Origin of the sequence: Acutalibacter sp. JLR.KK004 (assembly GCF_036941085.1) — a bacterium.
Taxonomy (GTDB): domain Bacteria; phylum Bacillota; class Clostridia; order Oscillospirales; family Acutalibacteraceae; genus Acutalibacter.
The window spans coordinates 1,184,275-1,202,760 of the sequence record NZ_JAYMNQ010000001.1 but is presented as its reverse complement, the minus strand read 5'-3'; the positions used below and the strand labels follow the sequence as shown (position 1 = coordinate 1,202,760).

24 protein-coding genes, 2 tRNA genes and 1 pseudogene are annotated in these 18,486 nt (G+C 49.9%); 13 read left to right on the top strand and 14 right to left on the bottom strand.

Going from position 1 to position 18,486, the window contains the following annotated elements; translation table 11 throughout:
• Positions 1-20 precede the first annotated feature (20 nt).
• Positions 21-608 (bottom strand): Maf family protein, encoded by a 588-nt coding sequence (locus tag VSQ30_RS06660; protein WP_334462921.1) that lies wholly within the window; start codon positions 606-608, stop codon positions 21-23.
• On the bottom strand, positions 592-1,614 hold the full coding sequence (galE, locus tag VSQ30_RS06655) for a UDP-glucose 4-epimerase GalE (RefSeq protein WP_160641569.1): 1,023 nt from the start codon (positions 1,612-1,614) through the stop codon (positions 592-594). Before galE ends, VSQ30_RS06660 begins: the two co-directional genes overlap by 17 nt.
• Positions 1,615-1,799: 185 nt before the next feature.
• Here galE and VSQ30_RS06650 point away from each other — a divergent pair, with 185 nt between their 5' ends.
• The 5 genes from VSQ30_RS06650 (at position 1,800) to VSQ30_RS06630 (ending at position 3,893) form a co-directional block, all read left to right on the top strand.
• Positions 1,800-2,219 (top strand): putative ABC transporter permease, encoded by a 420-nt coding sequence (locus VSQ30_RS06650; RefSeq protein ID WP_334462918.1) that lies wholly within the window; start codon positions 1,800-1,802, stop codon positions 2,217-2,219.
• A gap of 86 nt (positions 2,220-2,305) precedes the next feature.
• Complete coding sequence (locus tag VSQ30_RS06645) at positions 2,306-2,878, top strand: TetR/AcrR family transcriptional regulator (protein WP_334462917.1); 573 nt, start codon at positions 2,306-2,308, stop codon at positions 2,876-2,878.
• Positions 2,872-3,600 carry a class I SAM-dependent methyltransferase gene (locus tag VSQ30_RS06640; RefSeq protein WP_334462916.1) on the top strand — a complete coding sequence of 243 codons (729 nt, stop codon included), beginning with the start codon at positions 2,872-2,874 and terminating at the stop codon, positions 3,598-3,600. The genes VSQ30_RS06645 and VSQ30_RS06640 overlap by 7 nt, the downstream gene beginning before the upstream one ends.
• A gap of 97 nt (positions 3,601-3,697) precedes the next feature.
• A tRNA-Asp gene (locus VSQ30_RS06635) sits at positions 3,698-3,774 on the top strand.
• A gap of 43 nt (positions 3,775-3,817) precedes the next feature.
• Positions 3,818-3,893 (top strand) — tRNA-Thr (locus VSQ30_RS06630).
• Between the two features lie 40 nt (positions 3,894-3,933).
• Here VSQ30_RS06630 and VSQ30_RS06625 read toward each other — a convergent pair.
• From VSQ30_RS06625 to VSQ30_RS06600, 6 genes and pseudogenes are all read right to left on the bottom strand, one after another.
• The gene (locus VSQ30_RS06625; protein ID WP_334462915.1) at positions 3,934-5,193 is read right to left on the bottom strand and encodes a tyrosine-type recombinase/integrase; all 1,260 of its coding nucleotides are present in this window, start codon (positions 5,191-5,193) and stop codon (positions 3,934-3,936) included.
• A 14-nt stretch (positions 5,194-5,207) separates the two neighbouring features.
• Positions 5,208-6,254 carry a GNAT family N-acetyltransferase gene (locus VSQ30_RS06620; protein WP_334462914.1) on the bottom strand — a complete coding sequence of 349 codons (1,047 nt, stop codon included), beginning with the start codon at positions 6,252-6,254 and terminating at the stop codon, positions 5,208-5,210.
• Positions 6,255-6,318: 64 nt separating this feature from the next.
• Positions 6,319-6,693, bottom strand: a pseudogene (locus tag VSQ30_RS06615) (helix-turn-helix domain-containing protein); the annotation flags it as partial.
• A gap of 177 nt (positions 6,694-6,870) precedes the next feature.
• Positions 6,871-7,473, bottom strand: coding sequence for a DUF2589 domain-containing protein (locus VSQ30_RS06610; RefSeq protein ID WP_334462912.1), 603 nt, complete (start codon positions 7,471-7,473; stop codon positions 6,871-6,873).
• Positions 7,474-7,544: 71 nt separating this feature from the next.
• The gene (locus VSQ30_RS06605; RefSeq protein WP_334462911.1) at positions 7,545-8,081 is read right to left on the bottom strand and encodes a DUF2589 domain-containing protein; all 537 of its coding nucleotides are present in this window, start codon (positions 8,079-8,081) and stop codon (positions 7,545-7,547) included.
• A 14-nt stretch (positions 8,082-8,095) separates the two neighbouring features.
• Entirely contained in the window at positions 8,096-8,593 is a 498-nt protein-coding gene (locus VSQ30_RS06600; protein WP_334462910.1) for a hypothetical protein, read from the bottom strand.
• A gap of 674 nt (positions 8,594-9,267) precedes the next feature.
• Here VSQ30_RS06600 and VSQ30_RS06595 point away from each other — a divergent pair.
• Positions 9,268-9,462, top strand: coding sequence for a type 1 periplasmic-binding domain-containing protein (locus tag VSQ30_RS06595; protein ID WP_334462909.1), 195 nt, complete (start codon positions 9,268-9,270; stop codon positions 9,460-9,462).
• Positions 9,463-9,622: 160 nt separating this feature from the next.
• Here the strand turns inward: VSQ30_RS06595 and VSQ30_RS06590 are convergent, their stop codons facing one another.
• On the bottom strand, positions 9,623-9,973 hold the full coding sequence (locus tag VSQ30_RS06590; RefSeq protein ID WP_160644276.1) for a type II toxin-antitoxin system PemK/MazF family toxin: 351 nt from the start codon (positions 9,971-9,973) through the stop codon (positions 9,623-9,625).
• Positions 9,974-10,224: 251 nt separating this feature from the next.
• Between VSQ30_RS06590 and VSQ30_RS06585 the strand changes: the two genes are divergently transcribed.
• Complete coding sequence (locus VSQ30_RS06585) at positions 10,225-11,031, top strand: hypothetical protein (protein WP_237076404.1); 807 nt, start codon at positions 10,225-10,227, stop codon at positions 11,029-11,031.
• Positions 11,032-11,345: 314 nt separating this feature from the next.
• Here the strand turns inward: VSQ30_RS06585 and VSQ30_RS06580 are convergent, their stop codons facing one another.
• The 5 genes from VSQ30_RS06580 to VSQ30_RS06560 all read right to left on the bottom strand — a co-directional run bounded on the left by VSQ30_RS06580 (position 11,346) and on the right by VSQ30_RS06560 (position 14,547).
• A complete protein-coding gene (locus VSQ30_RS06580; RefSeq protein WP_334462908.1) occupies positions 11,346-11,474 on the bottom strand; it encodes a hypothetical protein in 129 nt (42 codons plus the stop codon).
• 38 nt (positions 11,475-11,512) lie between these two features.
• Positions 11,513-11,659 carry a hypothetical protein gene (locus VSQ30_RS06575; RefSeq protein ID WP_334462907.1) on the bottom strand — a complete coding sequence of 49 codons (147 nt, stop codon included), beginning with the start codon at positions 11,657-11,659 and terminating at the stop codon, positions 11,513-11,515.
• A gap of 313 nt (positions 11,660-11,972) precedes the next feature.
• Entirely contained in the window at positions 11,973-12,320 is a 348-nt protein-coding gene (locus tag VSQ30_RS06570) for an SPFH domain-containing protein (RefSeq protein WP_334462906.1), read from the bottom strand.
• Positions 12,321-12,328: 8 nt separating this feature from the next.
• Positions 12,329-13,750 carry a sensor histidine kinase gene (locus VSQ30_RS06565; RefSeq protein ID WP_334462905.1) on the bottom strand — a complete coding sequence of 474 codons (1,422 nt, stop codon included), beginning with the start codon at positions 13,748-13,750 and terminating at the stop codon, positions 12,329-12,331.
• A 92-nt stretch (positions 13,751-13,842) separates the two neighbouring features.
• The gene (locus VSQ30_RS06560) at positions 13,843-14,547 is read right to left on the bottom strand and encodes a response regulator transcription factor (protein ID WP_334462904.1); all 705 of its coding nucleotides are present in this window, start codon (positions 14,545-14,547) and stop codon (positions 13,843-13,845) included.
• Positions 14,548-14,700: 153 nt separating this feature from the next.
• Between VSQ30_RS06560 and VSQ30_RS06555 the strand changes: the two genes are divergently transcribed.
• From VSQ30_RS06555 to VSQ30_RS06530, 6 genes are all read left to right on the top strand, one after another.
• Positions 14,701-15,456, top strand: coding sequence for an ABC transporter ATP-binding protein (locus VSQ30_RS06555; RefSeq protein ID WP_334462903.1), 756 nt, complete (start codon positions 14,701-14,703; stop codon positions 15,454-15,456).
• Entirely contained in the window at positions 15,453-16,175 is a 723-nt protein-coding gene (locus VSQ30_RS06550) for an ABC transporter permease (RefSeq protein WP_334462900.1), read from the top strand. The genes VSQ30_RS06555 and VSQ30_RS06550 overlap by 4 nt, the downstream gene beginning before the upstream one ends.
• Positions 16,172-16,942 (top strand): ABC transporter permease, encoded by a 771-nt coding sequence (locus VSQ30_RS06545; protein WP_334462899.1) that lies wholly within the window; start codon positions 16,172-16,174, stop codon positions 16,940-16,942. The genes VSQ30_RS06550 and VSQ30_RS06545 overlap by 4 nt, the downstream gene beginning before the upstream one ends.
• Positions 16,943-16,948: 6 nt before the next feature.
• On the top strand, positions 16,949-17,233 hold the full coding sequence (locus tag VSQ30_RS06540; RefSeq protein WP_334462898.1) for a hypothetical protein: 285 nt from the start codon (positions 16,949-16,951) through the stop codon (positions 17,231-17,233).
• A gap of 183 nt (positions 17,234-17,416) precedes the next feature.
• On the top strand, positions 17,417-17,716 hold the full coding sequence (locus tag VSQ30_RS06535; RefSeq protein ID WP_334462897.1) for a COG3415 family protein: 300 nt from the start codon (positions 17,417-17,419) through the stop codon (positions 17,714-17,716).
• Positions 17,717-17,782: 66 nt separating this feature from the next.
• Positions 17,783-18,343 carry an IS630 family transposase gene (locus VSQ30_RS06530; RefSeq protein WP_334462895.1) on the top strand — a complete coding sequence of 187 codons (561 nt, stop codon included), beginning with the start codon at positions 17,783-17,785 and terminating at the stop codon, positions 18,341-18,343.
• Positions 18,344-18,486: the final 143 nt, after the last annotated feature.

Sequence of the window (18,486 nt, the reverse complement as noted above, 5' to 3'; positions counted from 1 at the left end):
TCCCTCCATGGGGGGGCTGCCTATCCCAGCATGGCCCGCAGCCGCCGCAGGGTTTCCGCCACAGGCAGGCCCACAATGTTGGAATAGTCTCCCTGAATGCTTTCCACCAGGATAACCCCCGCGCCCTCAATGCCATAAGAACCGGCCCGGCCCCGGGACTCCCCCATGGCCACGTAGGCGGCGATTTCTTCGTCGGTCAAATCGTAAAACTTCACCTGGGTCACTTGGTGGAACACCTGCTGCCCGCCTTTTGCCAGCAGGCACACCCCGGTGAAAATCTCGTGGGTGCGGCCGGAAAGCCTGCGGAGCATCCGGCAGGCGGCCCCGTCGCTTTCCGGCTTGCCCAACACCAGCCCGTCAATGGACACTATGGAATCCGCCGCGATAACCGCCCTGCCCGGGCACAGGGGAGCCACAGCCCGGGCCTTCCGGGCGCTTAATTCTTCCACCGTCTGGGCGGGGGTGAAGCCCTCCGGCACGTCCTCATCCACCCCGGAAACCACCACGTCAAAGGCTATCCCCGCCTGCTCCAGCAGCATTTTCCGGCTGGGGGACTGGGAGGCCAGCACCACCCTCTCCCCTATCAGCAGCTTATTCCCCATAGCCATCGGGGTTCTGCCTCTGCCAGCGCAGGGAGTCTGCGCACATGTCCTGCAAGGTTCGCTTTGCTTCCCAGTGCAGTTCTTCCTTTGCTTTGGAAACGTCGGCGTAGCTTTCCGGCAAGTCCCCGGCCCGGCGTCCTTCTATCACATAGGGGATCTCCTGCCCGGCAGCCTCGGAATAGGCTTTCAGCACCTCCAGCACAGAATAGGCCCGGCCTGTGCCCAGGTTATACACCCGCAGGCCGCAGTTCCCCTTTTCAAACAGCTTTAAAGCCGCCACATGGCCCTCCGCCAAATCCACCACATGGATATAGTCCCGCAGGCAGGTGCCGTCGGGGGTGGGATAGTCGTTGCCAAACACGTGGAGCTTGTCCCGCTTGCCCACTACGGTTTGGATGATATAAGGAGAAAGGTTGTTGGGGATGCCAGCAGGATCCTCCCCTATGCGGCCGCTTTCGTGGGCGCCCACAGGGTTAAAATACCGGAGAAGCACGGGGTTAAAGCCCTGGTTTGCGGCGGCATAGTCCTTCAAAACCTGCTCAATCATCAGCTTGGTGGTGCCGTAAGGGCAGTTGGCGTGGTTCGGCAGGGGTGCGTCCTCCCGCAGGGGAGGCTGTGTCAGGTCGCCATATACTGTGGCGGAGGAGCTGAACACAATGTTCTGCACATGGAACTCCTCCATAACCTTTAAAAGGGTAATGGTGGATCCCAGGTTGTTTTCATAATACCGCAGGGGGATTTCCACAGACTCCCCCACCGCTTTCAGCCCGGCAAAGTGAATTACCGCGTCAATACCCTCTTTGCGGAAGATCTCCCTAAGGGCCTTTTCGCTGCACACGTCCTCCTCATAGAAGGTTACGTCCTTGCCGCTCAATTCCTTAATCCTGTCCACCACCACAGCCTTGCTGTTGCAGAGGTTGTCCACAATTACCACCTCATAGCCCTGTTCCAGCAGGACAATGCAGGTGTGGGAACCGATATACCCGGCCCCGCCTGTCACCAGAATTTTCATGCCGCGCACCGCCTTTTCTTTATAAAGTAAAGTAACGTCTGAATCTATATTATAGCGAACCAGGGGGCAAAATACAAGCGGCCCGGGGAAAAAACACCTGCCCCTCATAAAAAGCCCCCTTTGTGGCAGAATACAGGAAAGCCCGGGGAATGGGCAAAGCACGCATAAAAAGGAGGAACGGATGCATGTTTCATGGCCCTGTGCGGGAAGCCTGCATCCTATGGCGATTTATGGACGGACTGCTGTTTTTAACCGGAAGCTGCGCATACCCCACCTTAGAGATGATTTGGCGGGGCCGCACCCACTATTCTATGGCCCTTGCAGGGGGCCTGTGCCTCACCCTGATAGGGCGGATCTGCTGCGGCTCCCTGTCTCACAGAAGCCTTGCCCTGCGGTGCCTCACAGGCTCCGGCATTATCACCGGGGTAGAGCTTTGCACCGGCCTTGTGGTGAATCATCTGCTGGGCTTCGGGGTGTGGGATTACAAGGACATGCCCCTGAATATCCTGGGACAGGTGTGCCTGCCCTATTCCCTTTTGTGGTGCCTGCTCACCCTGCCCGCCATGGCCCTCTGCGATCTGCTCAAGGGCATAAAGCTGGACTGAGCAAATTTTCCCTCTTGACAGGAAAGGGAATCCGTTTTATAATAACAAATGTTACGTAACATATGTTATTATAAAGGAGGCCGGGTATGCCCCCAAAACCTACCATCACCAAACAGGAGATTCTTGCCGCTGCCGTACAACTTGTGCGGGAGGGCGGGCTGGGAAACGTCAACGCCCGTAGCCTTGCCCAGGCCCTGGGCTGTTCCACCCAGCCCCTTTTCCGGGTGTATACCTCTATGGAGGCGCTGCGGACAGACTTAAAGGAAGAGCTTGACCGGCAATATGACGCCTTTATGGCCCAGCGGATGACAGAGGAAAACAGGCTTTTAAGCCAGGCCATTGCCTATGTGGCCTTTGCCCGGCAGGAAAAGCACATCTTCAACGCCTTGTTTATGAACCTGACTATGGCGGGGGCCTCCCTGGAGGACATCCTGAAAGCCCCCTGGAACAGGGCTTCCATTGAAAACGCGGCCAAAACGGCAAATCTGCCTTTAGAGCAGGCAGAGCGGCTTTTCATCCATGTGTGGCTTTATTCCCACGGCATTGCCACCCAGATTGTGTCAAACTGTATCCACCTGCCGGGAGAGCAGGTGGAAGCCCTGCTGGAGGAAGCCTTTTGGCGGCTTGCGGGGCAGGATAAGGAGGAACCAGTATGCTAGAAAGCAAAAAACGCACGCCGGAGGAAACAGCGCAGTACCTGAAGGACTTAAAAAACTGGCTTTTGCAGACCCGGGAGGATCCGGCGGAAGGCATGGCGGATTTTTTCGCCGCCCGGCTGGACAAATACGAAGACGTACATATGGGAAACTGGGGGGCAGAATACCGGGAAATCGCGGGATTTTTCGATGAAGGGCTTGCCAGCCTGCTGGACATCGGCTGCGGCACCGGGTTGGAGCTGGAGGCCATGTTCAAGCGCTTCCCCCAGCTTCAGGTGACAGGCATTGACCTGTCCTCTGCCATGCTGGGCAGGCTGCGGGAGAATTTCCCAGGAAAGGGTATCCGGCTTATCCAAGGCGATTATTTCCAGGTGCCTTTTGGGGAGGAAGCCTTTGACGCGGCCCTGTCCTTTGAAACCCTGCACCACTTCGATTTTCAAAAAAAGCAGGCCATTTATGAGAAGCTGCACCGCGCCCTGGCCCCAGGCGGGTATTATATAGAGTGCGACTACATTGCCTGCTGCCCCGAGGAGGAAACCCTGTGCCAGGAGCACCTGCGGCGCAAACGGGAGAAGAGCGGTATCCCTGAGAGCCAGTTTATCCACATTGATACCCCCCTAACCTGGGAGCACCAGAAAGCCCTGCTGGAAAATGCAGGCTTTCAGCAGGTGCGGGTGCTGTATGAGCGGGAGAGCACCATGGTTATCCGGGGAGAAAAAGGGTGAAACCATCCCTGAAAAGTTTTTTGTCCGCAGGGGTTGACAAGGCGGCTCGAACCGTGTATAATATTGACTGTCGCTCGAAGTGATTCGGGCACCGGATGGCCCGGTAGTTCAGTTGGTTAGAACGCTAGCCTGTCACGCTAGAGGTCGACGGTTCGAGCCCGTTCCGGGTCGCCATCCAGCTTTTAAAGTTGGCATAGTTCACTTCGTGGACTATTGCGCTGCTATGGCTCAGTTGGTAGAGCGCATCCTTGGTAAGGATGAGGTCAGCAGTTCAAATCTGCTTAGCAGCTCCAAGAAACACTCCGTAAGACTGCGGTCTGCGGGGTGTTTCTTTTATCCAATCGTTCCTTGATTTGCCCCGCTGACTACCTTTTGGCTACTTTCCGAAAAACTGTCTCCAACCTGACTACCCCCGGAAAGATACCGCTCCAGTTGAATCAGGCAAGCGGCAGCGCCTTCCTTGTCCATGTGGGTGTAGATGTTGGCGGTCATTTGGATGGTAGCGTGTCCCATCAGGTACTGTGCCGTTTTCAAGTCGATACCGGCCCGGTAGAGATTTGAGCAATAGCTGTGACGCAACAGATGGGCGCGGACTTCACAGGGGGCAACCCTGACCACCTTATCCCACATTCGCCGGAAAGCAATCTGCGTCATAGGCCGCCCATCTGTGCAGGTCAGTAGATATAAACCCGCATGTGGCGTAGCGTCCAGAATAGCTTGCAATGGCTGTGGTATTGGGATTGTCCGATGGGCTGACTTGCTTTTTAGCTCTTGCACCGGGTCGGGCTGGTTGTTTTTGAGGAAGGTGGATGCACGGTTCACCGTCAGCTTATCCCCCTGAATATCGCCCCATTGCAGCCCCAGAGCTTCTTCCCGGCGCAGGCCACAGTAGAGACATAACCCCACAATACAAAGCGCCCGATGGTCATCCAGTGGACGCAAGGCTGCGATAAGCGTCTCCTGCTCTTCCAGGGTCAGATATTCCTTCTTTTTGGGCAGGGCGTGGGGCGTAATTTTGATGCCATCCGTGGGTTCACCTTGCACAAGCCCATTTTGCCGGGCCGTGGTAAAGAGTTGACGCAGGGTATTAAGAACTTTGCGCTGCAATTCTTCTGATTTGTTGCTGACACCTTCCATCACACGGCGGACGTGTACCGGGCGAACGTCCCTAAGCCGCATTGTGGCAATGAAAGGCAGGATGTGGTTATTATAAGCGTTACGGTATCCTGCCAACGTATTAGCTCTCAACCCGCTTTTGTATGCAGTTATCCACGTCTTTGCCCACTCATCCACGATGGTGGTGTCCCCCACCACAAGTCCCTGGCGGTCTTGATCCCGGAGCGCGTCGGCGGCCTGGTTCACCTCGGCGATGGTGCGGTCATAGGCCAGCTTCTGCCTGCCGTCTGACAGGGTGACTTTCTTTTGATAGCGTCCATCCTTTCTTTTTTCATAAAATAAAATGAAACCGTCCTTTCTGCAAAGGGAAAATACGTTCTCTCTTGCTTTTAAGGGCGGGATGGGGTACAATATCGTTGTCGAGGCGATGTGTGCCCTATCCGGCCCATTGCTTGCCGCTTTTGGTGCTACCAACACCGAAAGCGGCTTTTTTATTGTCCAAAATAAATGTCAACGTCCAGATTGCCAAACTTGTAAAAACAGATTGCCCTTTTCATCATTTCCTCGCTGGCATTAAAGTAGTCAGCCAGTCCAGAGCCGATGCACCCGCAATCACCCACCCGGTACATAAAACGGTTTGCCAAAGCCTTTGTCACTCCATAATGCCGGTACTGCGGATGCACCGCCAGGAAGTCGATGCTCCCGGTCTGATAGGAAAAAGTGGTGGCCCCAATAATCGTAGAGCCATCCCGCATAATCAAAGCCTGCCGCCGTTGAACATATTGCTTGACCTGTTCCAGATGTGAGGTTTCATCCAGGCAGGGAAAACCGTCAATGACAAGGGTGATAAAATTCATCCAGTCAGGAATATCCGCCAGCGTAGCATAAGAAATTTCCTGCATAATTGTATCAGGAGCAGTTGGATTTTTGTTCAATGTAAACTCCAGTTGTAGAGAATAAAAGACCTCGTTTTGCCGATACTCCAGCTTTCCATTCATGTATTCTATGACAAGCTGTACCAAATGGTTATTCCCTTTATCATACGGGCCGATAATACCGGAGGGATGTACGATAACTGCCTGTAACCCCTTCCGGGAAGCATCCAGTACACTCTGTGTCGCCTCCGCCTTCGTCTTTGCATACCCGCCTACTACAGAAGCCGCCGAAAAAAAACCTGCCTCATAAATTGTTTCACGGTAGGCCATCTCAGGTATAGCATGGACAGAACTCACGTAGACAAACCTGTCAACCTCTTTTTCTCTGCATATATGTATCATGTTTTTTGTTCCATTCACGTTGACCTCATATACGAGCGGTGATACTTCCCGCTCTATGCTGATAATCCCTGCTGTATGGATGACCTTCACTGTTTTCATATCTGCATTTTCAAAAAGCGGGGATAGTGTTTCTTTCCTGCACACATCGCCATGGACATAATGAATATTGGGGGCCTTAATCACTGGCTTTTCTTCTGGAAGCAGAAGCCCATATACTTCACTGTCCGTATTCTGTAATAAGCGGATAACTGTACTTCCCAAATGACCCGCTGCTCCTGTGACAATATATCTTATGCCCATATCCATCCCTCTTTCTGTCCATTTTAGGCGATTCCATTGCGTCAACCAGAATCACCTCATACTCGGCATCACTTTTCAGCGGCGCTTTCCGTCCTGGCAGCGAAAACGTTCCATCCTTTATCAGCGTGTCTTCTACCCACTTGATCCCTCGGTAGATATTATTTTCCGCTATTCCATAGCTGGCTGCTATATGGGCATAGGTACGGTATTCCCGCAGATATTCCAGGGTGGCCAGCAGCAGATCCTCTATGCTCAGCTTTGGCGTCCTCCCACGGCGCCGGTGCTTTTCCGCATATCCTTTTTGCAGAATTTCTACCATCTTGTCAAATGTTACTCGCTTTACCCTGGTAATTCTCCGAAATTTTGTGTTTGAATATTTCGCTAGCTTTTCGTATTTCATGCTTCTACTTTATCGCTCTATTTTTATTTTCGCAAGAGGTCTATTGAAAAACTGCTCCCGCTTTTTTCCCATAGCTATAAAAAAGTAGAGTGCATCCACAAAAGATACACTCTGTTTCTTCTTTATTCCTGCGTTGGTTCTGTACTGCCGCTGGGCGACGCGCCACCACCAGAATCTTTACCGTCTTTTTTTCCGCTGGGAAGAAGATTGCCCTGCTTGGTTTCCGGGTGGGGGGGTAGCGGCACTGTTGGTAATCGCGTCCAGGATGCGCATAAAGCCTTCCGATGCATCCTGCTTGCGGGCGCTTACATTAAATGTATATTTGGCCCTGATATCCGTATGGCGCGTCTGAGAGGAGCTATGTGTAACATTCCCTGTAAACTTTGTCGATACCGGACTCCACCAGGATTTGTACTCCGTCTCAACCTTTGCATCCTCCTGGTTCTTCTTCTCGTCATCTTCTGCTGTGGATACCTCCAAATCAAAAGAAATATGCACGTCTTCAATCGCCAGGTTCGGGATGCCGGTCAAAGCCAGAAAAGGCGCTTCAATATGGCGATCCTGGGTTTTGGGCGTTCCGTCTGCTTCCAGCACATTCTCCTGATAATTGAAAGTTACCATGCGGACCTGGCCTTTTTCGTCAATGCCCACGTCCTTAACAAAGTGGGCCAGCGCCATGCTCATGTCCGTCTGGGCCTTTATGGCGGCAATTAGAGGCGCTGAAACCATCTTGTCAATGGGCAGATTGTTTACAATTCCACCCACAACCGCGTGATCCATACCATCATCTCCCTATAAGTTATTTATAATTTTGAAACCGCGAAACAAAAAATTTGCGGTTTACGACCAGTTTAGTTTTTCTCCGGCTTTTCTGCTCGATCGCCCCCCTTTATTTCAAAAGGAGTGATCGCGTTGTCCAGCTTCTCCACAATGCGGGCCAGCGCTTCTGGCGGCGGAGTGGATTTAAACTTCAAATTCACGTCCACGGCGGCATCCTCATCCGGAACAGCACCAGCAAGCTCTACCAGAAAACTGCCTCTGTCTATGGAAAACTTAGAGCCATCGCCGTTTAACGGAGCGGTGGTTTCCTTGATATTTATGTCTTTCAGCCTGACGCTCAGTTTCACGTCCATCTCATCCAAATAAAGGGTATGATGGTCGCTTAAGCAGATAAGAGGAACGTCTATGGCGTATCCGTCACGGATGACGAACCGCTTTGCCAATGGGGCCTGGGTTTTGGGGTCTATGTATTTATCCATGGTGGCAAGATGGTGCTGCTCCATGATTTCGGCGCTGGAATTTACGCAAAACTGCAGTCCCCGTATAACGTCAGACAAAGTGATGCCTTCTTCGTGATCCTCTTTCTTGTTCCACTTAGAAATTCCCATATATCCCGCCCCTCTTATCGAGTGAATTTGTAGTATTCGTTGGAGCTTCCAGAAAGATTTGAAAAACCAGCACCACGAAATGTATGACCCACTCGCAAAACCAGTTCTGTGTTTTCCCTCTTTATATCATCCTCTTTGCGTCCTTTGGCCAGTCCGTATAACTGCGCGTCACGCCGATTTTTGACCGTTACGATCATCTGTGCAATAGTGTTAAGGAGTTCATCGCCGGGTGGAAGTGTCACGTAATCTATTTCACACTCTTTTTGTCGCCTTACATAAATAGAAGTGAATGCCGATACCGGGACACGCCTTTTAAAGCAGACCTCCGCATTAAAAGCAGTACGCTGATTTAAGTCGCTCAATTCCCCGCTGGTTCCCGTCTGGCCTTTATAATCGCATAAAGACACGCTGATAATCCGTAAAGGAAAACAATTCGCTTTCTCCATAAAAATTCGCACTGGCTTGGCGCCGGACGCGCCGAATTCGGCCTTGGGGGCCAATTTGCCGTTCATTAGAAAACGCGCGTATACACCGTCTGCCCCGGACTTATTCACGTCCCTTGTACGAATAAAATAGGGGACCTTTTTGTTTTTTGCTCCTCGCGGACGGCATTGCTGCAACTGATTTCTCCTGCCAGCATAATATCGCACAGAGAGCGCACGTTTGTGCAGTGTATACAGCCCTGGATGCTGTTCTTTATGTCATCATTCAATGTAACATACATAGAGCGTTTTCTCCCTACAGATATTCAGACGCTTGCATATGTAGAATAATGCTGTCGTATTATAGCACATTTGGGGGAATTTTGACAAGTGTGGATTTTTTAGGGAAGTGTCCAAAGACAGAGTTAAAGGAAGTCAAAGAGAGAAAAAGGGACAGCAGTGCCATCTGCTTTTTGAAAAGGGCTACCGGAACGTGGCTCTGGTGGGCACTGGGCAGAACATCTCCAACCACGTGATGCGGGAAAAAGGATTCCTTGCCACCTGCGCCAAGCTGGGGATGTCGGCGAAGCTGTGGACAGGGGAGTCGAAGGGGGGACAGCGCCTTCTACGGCTACAGGCTGACAAGGGAAATCCTCCAGTCCGGCGACGTGCCAGAGGGGGGTCTACAGCGCAGACGAGTTTGCCATGGGAGGCATCAGGGCCTGCCGGGAGCTGGGGGGGTGTCTTTGCCGGGGGCCATAGGCATGATGGGCTATGGATCCCCTCACTTTAACGAGTACCTCACCCCCTCTTTAAGCTCTGTGGGCTTCCCTGTTTCCAATATGATACAGGACTGCGTGAACCTGCTGCTGGACAAATACTATAACAACAGCCAGGAGTGCAAGTCCATCCGCTTCCAGGCGGACTTTACCTTCCGGGAAAGCTTCCGGCCGGATTAGGAAGCGCCCAAACTGCGCGTTTAGCTTTTGATTTGCCACCTTCTTCAAAGGTGGTGGGGTATTTAGGGCTGAAGCCCCTAAACCGCCGGAGCCATAACCTAACGGAATGGGGATTCCCTAAAAGGAAGGGGCCGCGCAGATGCGCGGCCCCTTGCGGGCTTTATGTAGCCCGCAGGCCGAAGCTGATGGAGAGGGCCTGGTTCACCCTGTCCATAGAGTCCCTATCCAGCTTGCCCATTTTCTCCCGGAGGCGGTGCTTGTCGATGGTGCGCACCTGCTCTAAAAGCACCACAGAATCTTTTAAAAGGCCGCTGCCCTGGGCGTCCACTTCTATGTGGGTGGGCAGGTTTGCCTTGTCCCGCTGGCTGGTGATAGCCGCCGCGATAACTGTAGGGCTGAACCGGTTGCCCACATCGTTCTGCACAATCAGCACAGGCCGCACGCCTCCCTGCTCCGAGCCTACCACAGGGCTTAAGTCTGCATAATAAATATCGCCTCTACGCACGTTCACCATATTCACGCTCCGCATAAGAATTGCCATGGGGTACGGGGCCGCCCGTACCGCTCCTTCCTGCTGTATTGCCATAACCGGCTTTCACAGGTATTTTGCCCTGGAAAAGCCGGCTTTAATCAAAGGCAGGATTTTTTTGAGGAATCCCTCTGTTCCATTTTATTGGCCCGGCCCGGTTTTGTGCGCGGGCATTGCACCATTTTCCCCTGCCGTCATACTATAGTACCAAGAACACAAAAGGAGGAGATTCCATGCCTGATAATGAGTACGTCTCCCAGCAGGAGGGAGAGGGCGGTTTTAAGGAAGCTGTGTGCATCGACGCCATGCGCATATACGATTCGTGCAGCGATAAAGACTGCCTGGAGGACATACGGGTGCTGTTCCCCGCAGCGCGGCAGCAGCTTGTAGACAGTGCCACCAATGTGCGCATCAAGGATGTCAGCGTCATCACCGTGTATGTGGATCTGCAGCCCATCCCCTTTAACAAGGGCTTTTACTCGGTGGATATGACCTTTTTCTTCGATGTGTGCCTGGACTTGTTCGGCGGGCCTACCACCTGCGCGGTGCCTGTAAACGGCGTTTCCGTGTTCAACAAAAAGGTAATCCTGTATGGCAGCGAGGGGAATGTGAAAATGTATTCCTCGGGCAGCTACTGCGACGACGTGACCATGCCGGAGGACGAGAAGGTGCTGCCCAAAGCCACTGTGCAGGTGGCAGAGCCTGTGGCCCTGTCCGCGAAGCTGTGCGAGTATCCCTGCGGGGCCTGCGACCCCTACTGCCGCATCCCCGACTGCGTGTGCCAGCGGTATGGCGGGGACTTTGAAACCGGCCCCCAGCACAACTGCGTATACGTGACCATCGGCCTTTTTATCATCGTGCAGATTGTGCGCAATGTCCAAATCCTTATCCCGGCGTACGACTTCTGCGTGCCTGAGAAGGAGTGCGTCACGTCCTCTGACAATCCTTGCGACCTGTTCCAGCGCATTGAGTTCCCCACTGACGAGTTTTTCCCGCCTAAGCCCACTGACCTGGGCGGCGGCTGCGGCTGCGGCAGGTAGCCCCGGAAAAAGCCTCCGGGCTTTGGTCTGGAGGCTTCCCTTTTCAGCGAAGAGCTGTGCAAAAACCCGCCCCAGGTGTTTTACAGGCGCCCGGGGCGGGCTTCTTTATTGTACGGATTTCAGCTTGGCTTTCTCGCTGTTACGGGTGCTGCCCTAAAGATGTGTTATAAAAACCGCTGTACTTTGTGGGTTTTACCAAAAGAAAAAAGGGCTGTCCCCTCCATTTCTGGAAAAGACAGCCCCTCTCGGCTCTGCCCGGCAAACGCCTATGCCGGGGTATATTTGGTTTTGGCGTTTTAGTCCTCTAAGGTCTTTTACAGCTTGTCCTCAAGCTTTGCCAGCAACTCCTTTACATTCTCCGGGTCCTGTTCAGCTATGGCATCTTGTACGTCCTGCAGCACAAAGCGGAGGAACCCTTTAAATTGTGCGTCTGTCCATGCCATTCATAAAGCACTCTTTGGGTCTTGCAGCAGCCATCCCGCTAATCCTCCAGGGCTTTCTGCAAATCCTCCTTGATCTTTTTAAACATCTGCTCTTTTTTCACCAGGTCTTTCTCGTTTTCCGCCGATTCCATCGCGTTGAGCAAAAAGCGAATAAAAACCTTAAACTGCGCGTCTGTCATGCCCATATACAGCAGCCTCCTTTCGGCTTTTCTATCTATATTCTACCATATAGGACATGACACGTCAAGCGCCCTCCCGACTGCGTTTTGGCGGCTGCAGTACGGTTTCCTGCCATATACGCTTAACCACCACGCCATACTTTATCGGTATCAGCTCTACCCGCTGGCCTTTTTGCAGCACGCTTTTAGCGGCTTTTACAGTTTTTTCATCTAAAAAAATATTACCCGTTTTTCAGTTCATCCTCTATCATTTTGCGGTATGTTCCCACATTGTCTGCTACGGCGGGCTTCAAATACGGCTGGGCGCGCTGGCCGTTGGTTAAGTGCCAGTTGCCTTTGCCTTCATGACTTCGTTTACCGCCGGGGTAATCAGTACATCCTCATCCTTTGTGCCTACATTCTTCACTATGGAAAAGGACTTGCTGGGGGCTACACGGTAGTTTACGGCCAGGTTTACCGTAACGGTCTGCAAGTCTAAGATGAAAGCCGCTGTAGACACTTTCAGCTTCACGATACGATTATCCATTTCCGTCACTTTCTGCCACGGGGCTTTGAAATGGAACCCCTCTTGAAGCACGGTTTCGCTTACCTGCCCAAAGGTAGAAACCACTCCTGTATGCCCTGCGCTGACAATGGTAAAGCCTGACAAAGCTACCCCCACCGCCATTAAAGCCCCTATCCCACAGCCGATAATCCTGTCCCATCGAACACGCCATTAGGCAAACTCAAATCGACCTCAAATCCGCCGTGTTCACTATGCTTTATCCGCATTTTTCCGCTGTGTGCGAATATGATTTGTTTGACAATGAGCAGTCCTAGACCGTGACGCTGTTCAGTTGTTTTTTCGTCGCACACCATATAATGCGGCGTATTATTCAATTTTTCGATCTGTTCATCTGTCGCGCCCACACCGTCATCGGAAACAATCACAGTACAAATATTATCTTCAACCTTTACACGAACGAAGATATGACATCCCTGCTCGTTATGATTCATGCTGTTTTGAATCAGATTACTTACTGCTCTTTTCATTAAGTCTTTGTCAACATTTGCGGTACAGGAAGTTAATTCTTCATCTGTTTCCCATTCAATCGTGTACTTTTCATCAAGATTCATATTGATAAAATCAACTACGACCTGACGGACAATGGCGATCAGATTTTGCCTTTCAGGGTTTAGCGGCTGCATATTATATTCCAACTTAGAGGCAAGGTTTAAGTCGTTAATCAGGTTTCGCATCCGTTTACTTTGCCGTACAATAACCGCCGCTTTTTGGCGGTTATCTTCTGATAACTGCACATCGTTTTCCAACTGTCCGGCATAGCCCATTACCATCGACAGAGGGGTTCGTATGTCGTGGGACACTCCTGCAATCCAATTTGCTCTTGCGGTTTCTCTTTTGCGGAGCTGCCTGCTTTGCGTCTGTAAAATATCTGAGGTCTTGTTGATGTTTACCGCAAGCTCGGATAAAAGCCCCTTTTCCCGGATATGGACTTCTTCGTTCGTTGATAAAGCCTGTATTCCGCTGACAATCGGTTTCACGGATTTTAACAGCTTGGAATTGGCAATCATATAAATGGTAAAAATGGAGGCTATATTGATTGCTAAAACAGAAAGAATCGTTTTGGGTAAGCTGGCGATGAAATTGTAATCCCAACTCGGCCACATATGCTTCCAAAAGCTTTCTTTCGGATAGCCGAGAACCGCAAGTCCGTTTTCGGCTTCTCCTGTAAATGTAGGATACCCGTCGATATAGCCACGGGTCAGGTTCGCTATATCCGAAACGGTGTATGTCATAGGTACGGTTTCGGGAAGATTATCCGTCTGCCATACTACTTTCATTGTTGCATTTTCAATAAATACCGCCCATACATTTGTGTTTTGAAGCTCAAGCGCCATATCTTCGCTTAAAACATATCCGTTTTCATTTTCGGACAGGTCATCGGCAACTTCCTGTGCCGTAATCCAAGGAGAACCATTCGGCGCCTGATTCAGCGTATATATTCCCAATAAAGCAAAATTCAGAATAATGAGCAGCAGCGAGGACAAGAGCATAATACCGACAAATCGCCGTATGAGTTTCGGTACGCTTTTCATATCAATCGCCATGCGATACATAATTTGCACAAAGAATCAGGAAAACACAGCCTATTGTGCCCGGTACCGCTCCTTTCTTCATGTTTTTCACATTACTTGCCCTCCGTAACCAGTTTATACCCAAGCCCTTTCATCGTTATCAGAGAAACAGGTTGAGATGGATTCGCTTCAATTTTTTCTCTGATACGGCGGATGTGTGCCATCAGCGAATTTTCATAACCGAAAGGATTATCCCCCCAAGCCGCTTCGCACAGAGCGTCGATTGTGACAATTCGCCCGGCGTTTCGATACAAAGCGGAGAGGATGTCGTGTTCCTTTGCCGTAAGAGAAATATGTTCTCCGTTTTTTATGACTTCTGCACGCTCAAAATCAATTTCGCTGTCATGCAGTTTTACAAGGGGATTTTCGGCTTTATAGCTTCTGCGGAGAATGGCATTTACACGGAATAAAAGTTCCTTTGGTAAAAAGGGTTTTACCATGTAGTCGTCCGCGCCAAGCCCAAAGCCACGGAACTTATCATCATCCTCGCCGCGGGCAGTTAAGAACAGCACAGGATAATCAGCCGCTTTTTTCAGTCGTTCCATCAGATTAAATCCATTCCCGTCAGGGAGCATTACATCGAGAATCGCAAGTTCAGGCTGATAGGTGTCAGAAATTGCAACCGCTTCACTTACCGTTTTTGCCGTTCTGATATTTTGAAATCCATCCTCGTTTAAGATGGATACCACCATATCTAAAAGCTCCTGCTCATCATCGACAAGCAAAATGCGTTTTTGTTTTAAGTAATCAAAGTCCATAAGGGTACCTCCTTTGTGCTTCCTATTATACCATAGAAATCTTTCATTTTCTAATATGCGCTGAAATGTAAAGTAAATGTAAGGACACGAGAAGGTTGGCACAAGGTTGAGAAGTTACAATGTACTTGCGATGATAAGAAAGGGGCAAACACAATGAACATCATTGAAACAAAAAACTTAACGAAATCGTATGCAGATTTTACAGCGGTTTCGGGTATCAATCTGCATATCCCGAAAGGTGCTGTATATGGCTTCCTCGGCCCGAATGGGGCGGGGAAATCTACTACCATGAAAATGTTTTTGGGGCTTACCAAACCCACCGGCGGTTCCTTTACGATTGATGGGAAGATGTACTCCGACAACAGAGTGCAGATTCTAAAAGAGATCGGCTCGTTTATTGAAGCCCCCGCTTTTTATGGGAATTTAAGCGGTGAGGAAAATCTCGAAATTATCCGCAAAATATTAGGGCTGCCTAAATCCTCCGTAGAGGAAGCACTGGAAATCGTGGGACTGACGCAGTTTAAGAAGCGGCTTGCAAAAAAATATTCTCTTGGAATGAAACAGCGGTTAGGTCTTGCAAGCGCCCTAATTGGAAAGCCGCCGATCCTGATTTTAGATGAGCCGACAAACGGACTTGATCCTGTCGGTATCCACGAAATCCGAACGCTGATCCGTTCCTTACCGGAGAAATTTGATTGTACTGTTTTGGTATCGTCGCACCTGCTGTCCGAAATAGAACTAATGGCGGATACCATCGGTATCTTGAATCACGGTCACTTGCTGTTTGAGGGAACGCTCGACCAGCTTAAATTCAATGCAGCTTCACAGGGCTACCCTACGGACAATCTGGAGGATACTTTCCTCGCCCTGATCGACGCCGACAACAAACATAGGGGGGCGGTGCGATGAGCGTTTCGTTGGAATACAAAAAGGTAAAACGGACCGGCTTTCTACCGGCATTCATCGGTGGTGGAATATTGGCGGCGGCTGTTCCTATTGTCAATATGGGAGTCCGTTCGGAAATGTATCTTAACCAGCCGGGCAGTCCGATACAAATTCTGCTTGGCGCAAACTGGCAGATGATGGCTATGCTGAACGTACTGCTTGCAGTAGCCGGAACTTGCCTGCTGTATCATACGGAATATGCCGACAACGCTATGCAGAAAATGAAGTCCCTGCCCATTCGGGAAAGCTCTATTTTCTTTAGCAAAGCGGTTTTGACGGTTTTTATGAGCCTTTTTGTGCTTGTCATTGAAGCTGGAGCAATCACATTCTGTTCTTATCATTGGTTTGAGATCGGAAGCGGTTTTTTTGGTGAACTGTGCAAATGCTTTGGGTATTCGTTATTGTTGATGTTACCCTGCATTATTTTGTCGCTTCTCATTTCGGAAGCCTGTAAAAATATGTGGGTTTCACTCGGAATCGGCGTAATATGCGTGTTTACCGCAACTATGCTGCCAGCAACGAATTTCGCCCTTTCACTCTTTCCCTTTGCAATGCCTTTTCAGATATTTGCGAGTACAGATATGACGCAGTCAACGCACTATATCTGCGGGGCAATCGCAGAGCTTGCTGTTTGTGGATTGGCGCAACTCGTTTTTGTAAAGGCAAGGAGGTCGTTTGAATGAGCTTTTTAACACTTATCGGCGTAGAGTTCAAAAAGATACGCCGATCTAAAATACTTTTCATTTTGGCTGTGGCTGCCGTCATTCTTTGGATACCATCTATCTTGAATGCCAAAATGAATTTTGGTATGCAGGCAGAGGGAATTTCGCCAGAAAACAATTTCTTTATTCAGGGCTTTATGGGAATGGCGTGGTTTATGTTCCCTGCGAGTATGGTAGTCGGTACAGTTCTTTTAAGCCAGACGGAAAGAGCAAACAAGGGCATTTTGAAAATGCTTTCCCTGCCGATCGGCACAGCAAAGCTATGTATCGCCAAGTTTGTTGTATTACTAGCGCTGGCGGCAACACAAATCTTAATGATGACAGGTGTGTACTACATCAGCGCCGCTATCAGTTCGGGGACGCAGGATTATAACTTTATTCTGCCACCGCTGCTTGTTCTAAAAGAGATTAGCTTGATATTTCTATCCGCAATACCGATGATTGCATTTTTTTGGATGTTATCAGTTTGTATTCAAACTCCGATTTTTTCTATCGGTATTGGCTTAGCTTCGATAGTACCATCGGTATTGATCATCAACACAAAGGCGTGGTTTGCCTATCCAATGTCGTATCCGTTCTTTGTGATAACGGCAGAATACGGAAAACTTGCAGCAAATCTTGATACGGCGCAGGTTGAACTCATGCCGTGGATACCTGTCGCCGCCCTTATTACAATCTTATGTTTAGGCATTTCCTGCCTCCGTTTCGGGCAGGCTGAAAGGAGATAATTATTTATGAAAAACAAAATTTTAACCGCTGTCAGCGCTATTATGCTTTTTATTCCGTGGACAATTCTTCCGCTTAGGACTTTTGACTGGGCGCTGGAATCGCCGGTTGCCGAAATTATGATTGCTTGCTACGCTGCATTTATGATTTTCAGCGGAGTGTTCACCATTATTTCGTATGTCAAAGCAAAAGCTCAAAACAATTTGATGAAGGTCTGCCTGATTGTAAACAGCCTTTATGCAGTTGCGGGCGTCGTATTCTTAGGAATGTTGATCAATACGCAACTTATGTGAGGTGAGCGTTATGAAAAAAATAAAAGCAATCATATCTGTTGTTTTGGTTTTAAGTATTGTCGGCTGTCTTTCAGCGTGTGGCTCTAATCACGATAAAGGCATCTTGAAAGATAATCTATATCAATCCAATAAAATAACAGTGAATTGACATGAGGTGTAGAATGATATCAGAAGGCGATAGCAATGTTACACAACGAGGCGAGAAAACTACTGGTACAGGCATACGAAAAGACCCACGATGCGCAAGCAGTGGCAAAGTGTTTCCATGTGAGTACAAGCACAGTGTATCGTTTGAGCGGACAAATGAGGAAAACTGGCAGTGTAGAACTTCAAACCAGTCAGCGAGGAAGGAAGCCAGCACTGACAGAAGAAGATTTGCAGGATATTGACCAGCTGATCACAGCCCAGCCGGATATCACGATCGACGAGATATCGAAAAACATGGACTGTATGTCAGCAACGAAACGGTGCGAAAGGCCGTGATTGGGCTGGGTTATGTTTACAAAAAGAAGTCCTTTTACGCAGCAGAGCGGGAGCGTGTTCGATGTTGTGGCAGCGAGAGAGGCCTGGAGTGAAATGATAACGCAGTGCGAAGCGGACAAACTGGTATTCCTGGATGAAAGCGGCGTAAACACGGACTTGAGCCGCCGCTATGGGCGGGCCATTGGAGGGGAGCGGTCAGTAGACAAGACTCCCTTAAATACGCCTGCCAATACCACGATTCTTTCCTCCGTAAGACGCAATGGTGAGACTGCTTATACGATTTACAGCGGTGGAACGACCCGTGAAAAATTTCTGGACTATCTCAAAAACACGCTCATTCCCACGCTGCACCAAGGGGATATTGTCATCATGGATAATATGCGCACGAATCATGTCAAAGAGGTCCGAACGCTTTTGCAGGGGGCTGGCATGAAATTGCTGTACTTGCCAGCGTACAGCCCTGATTTGAATCCAATTGAAAATATGTGGTCTAAAATCAAGGCCATTCTTCGCAAGCTGAAAATCAGATTATTACCCCAGCTCCCGCATGGCATTGCTCAGGCTTTCTCGTTGATCCGTCCTTCCGACTGCGCTGGTTGGTTTTCTGCCGCTGGCATTCCTTGCTAATTTCTTGGATTGCTATAGCTGTACAATCTTCTCTGACATGGTTTGCTCTCTCCTCTCTGAATGGTGTGTCGCTACTTCATTCTACCAGAGAGCTGCAAACCTTGTCTTTTTTATTTGCGCAACTTATTGTACCTTATCAAATT